Source organism: Acinetobacter sp. HA (genome assembly GCF_000264725.1).
Taxonomy (GTDB): domain Bacteria; phylum Pseudomonadota; class Gammaproteobacteria; order Pseudomonadales; family Moraxellaceae; genus Acinetobacter; species Acinetobacter schindleri.
The window spans coordinates 20127-27100 of sequence record NZ_AJXD01000019.1; the positions used below are offsets into that span (position 1 = coordinate 20127).

Here is a 6974-nt window from a genome sequence, read left to right on the forward strand (position 1 = left end):
CTGTTCATGATCAATACCCTGCCATTGCTGAATTACACCAAAAGTAACCATGACATTAAAGCTATTAACGAATGGCGCAGTGATGTCGAGCACCAGCTGCAGGAATGTTTTGAAAATGGTGAGTCGATCCGTGACATTATTCTGACCCGATCAAATCTGATTGATGAAGCGCTACAGTTCCTGTGGAAGCATGCTGAACTCGATCAGACTGATCTGGGTCTATTTGCTGTCGGTGGCTACGGCCGCCGCGAAATGCTACCCTATTCTGATGTCGACATCATGATCCTGTCAGAAGATGAAATTACGTCTGAACAGGAACAGCTGATTTCGACCTTTATTTCATCCTTATGGGATGTCGGCAATTTCAAGCCAGGTATTAGCGTCCGCACCATTAGTGAATGTGTCAATCAGGCCAGCAGTGACCTGACTGTAGCCACGACCCTGATTGAGTCCCGTCTGATTACCGGTAATGAAAGCCTGGCCAAATGGCCACGTCGTATCGTGTCTCAATCCTGGACCGACAAGACCTTTTTTGATGCGAAAATGGAAGAGCAGCATAAGCGCTATGCTCAACATAACAATACCGAAAGTAATCTCGAACCGGACATTAAAAATGCCCCAGGTGGTATTCGTGATATTAACCAGATCGGCTGGATTGCCAAACGCCATTTCCGCGTAAACCGTATTTATGATCTGGTACATCTTGGTTTTATTTCAGAATTTGAACTGGCCGTTTTAGAAGAAGCCGAAAGCTTCCTCTGGGAAATCCGTCATCATCTGCATCGCATCACCAAACGTGATGAAAACCGCCTGTTATTCGACTATCAGCGTGATATCGCCGCGAAGTTCGGCTATGTACGCGAAGAAGGCCAGCCGCAGAACTACCCGATTGAACAGTTTATGAAGCGCTACTACCGCAATGCCCAGCAGGTATCGACGCTGAATGAAATGCTGTTGGCTTATTTCAATGAATCGGTAATTACCCCGCGTCTGCCAAACTATGAGCGTAACATCGAAGAAATTAACCAGAACTTTAAACTGGTTGATGGCAAACTTGCGGTACAACACCATAAAACTTTCTCGGAAAATCCAAGCGCGATTCTGGAAATCTTTTATCTTCTGGCAAATCGTCCGGAGATTGAAGGCATCCGTGCCCGTACCTTGCGTCTTTTAACGCTCGCGGCAAAACGGATTGATCAGGATTATCGCAATAATCCCGTTCATCAAGCGCTGTTCATGGCAATTATCCGTTCACCACATCGTTTATATGAAACCTTGGTAGCAATGAAACGCTACGGCGTACTGGGGAATTATATTCCGGCCTTTGGCCAGATTATGGGGCTGATGCAGTACGACCTGTTCCATATCTATACTGTAGATGCGCATACCCTACTGCTATTACGCAACCTGAACCGCTTTAAGGAACCGGAATTCGCCAAGGAATTTCCGGTAGTCAGTTCGGTGTTCCAGCGTCTGGCCCGTCGTGACATCGTCTATCTGGCTGCCCTGTTCCATGACATTGCCAAAGGTCGTGGTGGTGACCATAGCGAACTCGGTGCCACAGATGCGATTGCATTCTGCCGCACGCATGGCTTTACCGAACGTGAATGCAATCTGGTTGCATGGCTGATTCAAAATCACCTAATTATGTCTGTGACTTCACAGAAAAAAGATATTTCTGATCCGGATGTGGTCCGTGAATTTGCAGAAAAAATGGGTGATATGGAGCACCTGGACTATCTGTACACCCTGACTGTTGCCGACATTAATGCCACCAATCCAAAACTGTGGAATACCTGGCGTGCGTCTTTAATGCGTCAGCTATATACGCATGCGCGTGATGTAATCCGTTCTGGTCTGGGTCGTCCGGTGGATTATCAGATGCTGATTGAAGACACCAAGTTTGCTGCCAGCGAACTACTGGTACAGGACTTCTCTTTATATGATGTGGAAACCATCTGGCAGGAACTCGGTGATGACTACTTCCTGAAAGAATCGCCAGATGAAATCGCCTGGCATACCCGTGCCATTTTACAGCATGGTGATAATTCTGAACCGCTGGTGCTGATGCGCCCGCATCGTAAATATGCGCAAGATGCAGTGCAGATCTTTATTTATACGCAAGATAAACCAAACCTGTTTGCCACCACAGTGGCCGTTCTGGACCGCATGGACCTGGATGTACAGGATGCAAGAATTATCACAGCAACCAAGGCGTTCAGCCTAGACACGTATGTCGTGCTTGACCGTTTCGGTACGCTGCTTACCGATCCGGAACGCGAGCTGAAAGTGATTGATGCACTTAAAGATGCTTTAAGTCATTCCGACAAATACCCAGGCCTGATGCAGCGCCGTATTCCACGTCAGCTTCGTCATTTTGATATTGAAAATACGGTAGATATCAGCCTGAACCCTGTTTTGAACCAGAATATGGTGGAAATTGCCACGCTCGACCAACCGGGTCTACTTGCCAAAGTAGGCGGATTATTTATGATGCGTGGTCTGGATATCCATTCTGCTAAAATTGCCACACTTGGCGAACGTGCCGAAGACATTTTCTTTGTCACCAAAAAAGATGGCATGCCGTTGAACCCTGAAGAATCTTCTGAATTTGCCTGTGCTTTAAAAGCAGCGCTGGATGAAGCCTCTAATCAGGTCAACAGTCAACACTCACATTAAAACGCGGTAACTCATTCATGAACTCTAGCTTGTCTTTATTGCATCCTTATCCATTTGAAAAGTTGAATAAACTTTTTGCGGATATTAAGCCTGCGAATATGCCACTCATTCCCCTATCGATTGGTGAACCAAAGCATCCAGCTCCTGAGTTCGTGAAACAGGCCATTATTGATAATTTTCAGCACCTTTCGACTTATCCAAACTCGAAAGGTTTACCTGAACTGCGTACTAGTATCGCCAACTGGCTGACTCGCCGTTTTAAACTAAATAGCATTAGCGCAGACAGCAATATCTTGCCAGTATCGGGTACCCGTGAAGCAATCTTCTCTTTTGTACAGGCACTGATTAATCGTGAAGATGCACCTTATGTGGTGATGCCAAATCCTTTTTATCAGATTTATGAAGGTGCAACACTACTTGCAGGTGCAAAACCGTACTTTATCAACTGCACTGAGGAAAATAATTATCTTGGTGATTTTGATACAGTGCCTGCTGAAGTCTGGGAAAAAACCGCACTCTTATTTGTCTGCACACCGGGTAACCCGACAGGTGCAGTCCTGTCTAAAGAACAGTTTAAAAAGCTAATTGCACTTTCTGATCAATATGATTTTGTGATTGCTTCAGATGAATGCTACTCAGAGTTATGGTTTGATGAAGCCCCTGTCGGTTTACTGGAAGTCTGTGCAGAGATCGGACGTGATGACTACAAAAACTGCGTAGTATTCCATTCGCTCTCTAAACGCTCGAATCTTCCAGGCATGCGTTCAGGCTTTGTTGCGGGTGATGCGGATTTACTTAAACCTTATCTGCAATATCGTACTTACCACGGTGCAGCGATGCCGGTTCAACATCAGCTGGCTTCAATTGCTGCCTGGGATGATGAAGCACATGTTGAAGAAAACCGCGTACAGTACCGTGCCAAGTTTGATCTGTTCCAGAAAGAACTCGGTCATCTGCTGCCACTGAAAAAACCGGATGCGGGTTTCTACTACTGGTTGAAAGTAGACAATGACGAAGAATTTGCCAAACGCTTAATGGAACAGGCACATATCAAAGTACTTCCTGGCCGCTACCTGTCTCGTGATACTGAGCAAGGCAATCCAGGTGAAAACCATGTACGTCTGGCATTGGTGGCTGATCTGGCACAATGTGAACAGGTCATTGAGCGCTTAAAAGTCATTCTTTAACCAAAAATTTTTAATAAAAAATCCACTATATTTATAGTGGATTTTTTATTTCAATTTTATGTTCCAGACTATACACCAAATTGTGGTCTACACCCTTAATCGGCTCCAGCTTGGCAGCCAGCACCGCTTCTTTAACTTTAGCATCGACAACTCTCAAGCCAGAACTCTGAATGATCTCAACGTCGGTAATCCGCCCTGTATTGGCGATGACCGTCATTTGCACGATTACTGTCTTGGCACGTTGCAATTCTGCATCATTAAATCTCAGATACGGTGCTTTTAGCCAGCTGACTTCATAGCCCTGCTTCGCCAGCAAATGTGGCGGAACAGCATCTTTGACAGTAGGCGGCTGATAAGCTGGAACAGGCTGCTTCAGCCTTTTTAGTAATTGCTGGGTTTTTTCATCCTGTGCATAAGCAGGAGCTAAAAACAGCCCGATATATGCGCTAAATAGCAGGCTCTGAACGAGGATTCTGGATAGCATGGCAATGGCTTGAAGAGAGTAAAGGCGGCCAATAACCGCCCTGAATAAGCGCCTTACAGCGCTTTTTCGATCTCAGCTTCCAGGTCTTCAGGCTTGGTGGTTGGCGCAAAACGGTTCAGTACCTTGCCATCACGCCCAATCAGGAACTTGGTAAAGTTCCATTTAATACCATTACCCAGAATCCCTTTAGAATTATTGGTCAGATAACGGAAAATTGCATGTGCTTCAGGACCTTTGACATCGATCTTGGAGAACATCGGAAATGTCACCCCATAGTTCTTCTGGCAATATGCACCAATTTGCTCATTACTGCCCGGATCCTGTCCGCCAAACTGGTTACAGGGAAAGCCTAAAACTTCCAGGCCACGATCTTTATATTTCTCGTAAAGTTTTTCTAGGCCGGCGAACTGCGGTGTGAAACCGCACTTACTTGCGGTATTCACAATTAACAGTACCTTTCCTTCATAGTCTGCAAATTGTTTGGTTTTTCCATCTAACAATTCAGCTTCAAACTGATATATGCTGGTCATGGATAAGTTTCCTCATCATTTTTTTCTTGTGTTTTTAATTCTAATGAAGCTGAGTTCACACAATAACGTAAGCCTGTTGGCTGAGGTCCATCAGTGAAAACATGCCCTAAATGTGCATCACAATGATGGCAAACAATTTCTGTTCTGACCATACCATGAGATGTGTCTAAATGCTCTTCAATTGCAGAGCCGTTGATCGCCTTATAGAAGCTTGGCCAGCCACAGCCACTGTCATATTTGGTTTCTGAGGTAAATAAAGGTTCACCACAACAACGGCATACATAAGTACCATCTTGTTTCGTATTCCAGTATTTACCGGTAAATGCTGGCTCCGTCCCTTTTTGACGTGTAATACGGAACTCTTCAGGTGATAACTCTCTTTGCCATTCTCTGTCTGATTTACTGAGTTTTCCCATGATGACGGTCCTTTCTATCTTGCTATTTTAAATAGGATAATTCTATATTTACGTCATTCATTTTAAAAATTCTAGTGTTTGTTTAACATTTTACAAAAGATATATAATCCCCTAAAAAAGCAAAAAGTAAGCAAATAAACAAAATAAAAGTAAGCATTTTCTGCATTAAATGCTTTTTTGTGAGCAATTTTAGTGTTAGGCTTGGTACTAAATTTGCTCAGGATTAAATAATGTCGCAAAAAAAAAGCGTAATTTTTAAAAATCTATTGCCGGTGATTAAACAATATCAACAGCTTGGATTTACGCATGAAAAAATTGTGGCATTACTCCGAGATGAGCACGATCTCGATCTAGTCACCACTGAGACATTTAAAAGCTATTTATATCGTTATGCAAAAGTGACCTCCACTCTTTCAGAGAACATCAAAATGCCGAACACTTTCCAAAAATCTCGCGAAATCAAAAAATCGTCTAAACTCGAGCATGTATGCTACGACATTCGCGGACCAGTGTTACGAGCGGCCAACGAGATGGAGGAAGCCGGACATAAGATCATCAAGCTGAATATCGGCAACCCTGCTCCATTTGGTTTTGAAGCACCCCAAGAAATTATCAATGATGTGGCACTCAACCTGCCAAATGCGATTGGATATACCGACTCAAAAGGTATTTTCCCGGCACGTAAGGCGATCTGTCAGTACTACCAGCAAAAAGGTATTCTGGATATGCACGTCAATGATGTGTATGTGGGTAACGGCGTGTCCGAGCTGATTGTAATGGCAATGCAAGGCTTGCTGGATGACGGCGATGAAATGCTGATTCCAATGCCTGATTATCCGTTGTGGACTGCGGCAGTGAACCTGTCTGGTGGTACTGCGATTCACTATAAATGTGATGAAGAAAATTACTGGTATCCAGACATCGCAGATATGGAAAGCAAGATCACACCAAATACCCGCGGTATCGTGATCATTAACCCGAATAACCCGACAGGCTCAGTTTATCCACGTCACGTATTACAGCAAATCGTGGATCTGGCGAAAAAGCACGACCTGATTTTGTTTGCTGACGAAATTTATGACAAGATCGTTTATGACGGTGTTGAGCATGTTGCCGTTGCATCACTTGCCGGTGATCAGCTATGTATCTCTTTCAATGGCCTATCTAAAGCTTACCGTATTGCAGGTTACCGTTCTGGCTGGATGGCTATTACGGGTGATAAGTCTCGTGCAGCAGATTACATCGAAGGTCTGGATATGCTGGCATCGATGCGCCTTTGTGCCAACCATCAGGCGCAATATGCAATTCAGACTGCTCTCGGGGGTTACCAGTCAATTAATGACCTGATCCGCCCAGGTGGTCGCCTGTATGAGCAGCGCAATATTGCCTGGGAAATGCTCAATGAAATTCCTGGTGTCACTTGTGTGAAACCAGAAGGTGCAATGTACTGCTTCCCTCGTCTGGATCCGGAAATTTACCCGATTGAAGATGATGAAAAACTGATGCTGGATCTGCTGCGTGCCGAGAAAGTATTGCTGGTTCAAGGTACAGGCTTTAACTGGCCAACTCCGGATCATTTCCGTGTAGTATTTCTGCCAGCAGAAAATGAACTGCGTGAAGCTATTAACCGTTTGAGCCGTTTCCTGGCAAAAATTCGTTAATAGCACCGATAAAAAAC

At 44.5% G+C, this 6974-nt stretch carries 6 protein-coding genes; 3 read left to right on the forward strand and 3 right to left on the reverse strand.

What is annotated here, in order from left to right; all coding sequences use genetic code 11:
• The first annotated feature begins 6 nt into the window (after window positions 1–6).
• The gene (glnD, locus tag HADU_RS05620; protein WP_008304287.1) at window positions 7–2679 is read left to right on the forward strand and encodes a [protein-PII] uridylyltransferase; all 2673 of its coding nucleotides are present in this window, start codon (window positions 7–9) and stop codon (window positions 2677–2679) included.
• Window positions 2680–2696: 17 nt separating this feature from the next.
• The gene (gene dapC, locus HADU_RS05625) at window positions 2697–3866 is read left to right on the forward strand and encodes a succinyldiaminopimelate transaminase (protein ID WP_008304288.1); all 1170 of its coding nucleotides are present in this window, start codon (window positions 2697–2699) and stop codon (window positions 3864–3866) included.
• A gap of 31 nt (window positions 3867–3897) precedes the next feature.
• Here dapC and HADU_RS05630 read toward each other — a convergent pair whose 3' ends face one another.
• From HADU_RS05630 to msrB, 3 genes are read right to left on the reverse strand one after another with little or no spacing between them, the layout of a single operon-like run.
• The gene (locus HADU_RS05630) at window positions 3898–4350 is read right to left on the reverse strand and encodes an energy transducer TonB (protein ID WP_008304291.1); all 453 of its coding nucleotides are present in this window, start codon (window positions 4348–4350) and stop codon (window positions 3898–3900) included.
• Window positions 4351–4403: 53 nt separating this feature from the next.
• Window positions 4404–4880, reverse strand: coding sequence for a glutathione peroxidase (locus HADU_RS05635; RefSeq protein WP_004815442.1), 477 nt, complete (start codon window positions 4878–4880; stop codon window positions 4404–4406).
• A complete protein-coding gene (msrB, locus tag HADU_RS05640) occupies window positions 4877–5296 on the reverse strand; it encodes a peptide-methionine (R)-S-oxide reductase MsrB (protein WP_004815441.1) in 420 nt (139 codons plus the stop codon). The genes HADU_RS05635 and msrB overlap by 4 nt, the downstream gene beginning before the upstream one ends.
• 230 nt (window positions 5297–5526) lie before the next feature.
• On the opposite strand from msrB, the gene HADU_RS05645 reads away from it, so the two are divergent.
• Window positions 5527–6957 carry a pyridoxal phosphate-dependent aminotransferase gene (locus HADU_RS05645; protein ID WP_008304293.1) on the forward strand — a complete coding sequence of 477 codons (1431 nt, stop codon included), beginning with the start codon at window positions 5527–5529 and terminating at the stop codon, window positions 6955–6957.
• Window positions 6958–6974 lie beyond the last annotated feature (17 nt).

Coding starts and splice junctions, on each gene's coding strand:
- glnD (WP_008304287.1), top strand. CDS start 7: ATGATCAATACCCTGCCATTGCTGAATTACACCAAAAGTAACCATGAC.
- dapC (WP_008304288.1), top strand. CDS start 2,697: ATGAACTCTAGCTTGTCTTTATTGCATCCTTATCCATTTGAAAAGTTG.
- HADU_RS05630 (WP_008304291.1), bottom strand. CDS start 4,350: ATGCTATCCAGAATCCTCGTTCAGAGCCTGCTATTTAGCGCATATATC.
- HADU_RS05635 (WP_004815442.1), bottom strand. CDS start 4,880: ATGACCAGCATATATCAGTTTGAAGCTGAATTGTTAGATGGAAAAACC.
- msrB (WP_004815441.1), bottom strand. CDS start 5,296: ATGGGAAAACTCAGTAAATCAGACAGAGAATGGCAAAGAGAGTTATCA.
- HADU_RS05645 (WP_008304293.1), top strand. CDS start 5,527: ATGTCGCAAAAAAAAAGCGTAATTTTTAAAAATCTATTGCCGGTGATT.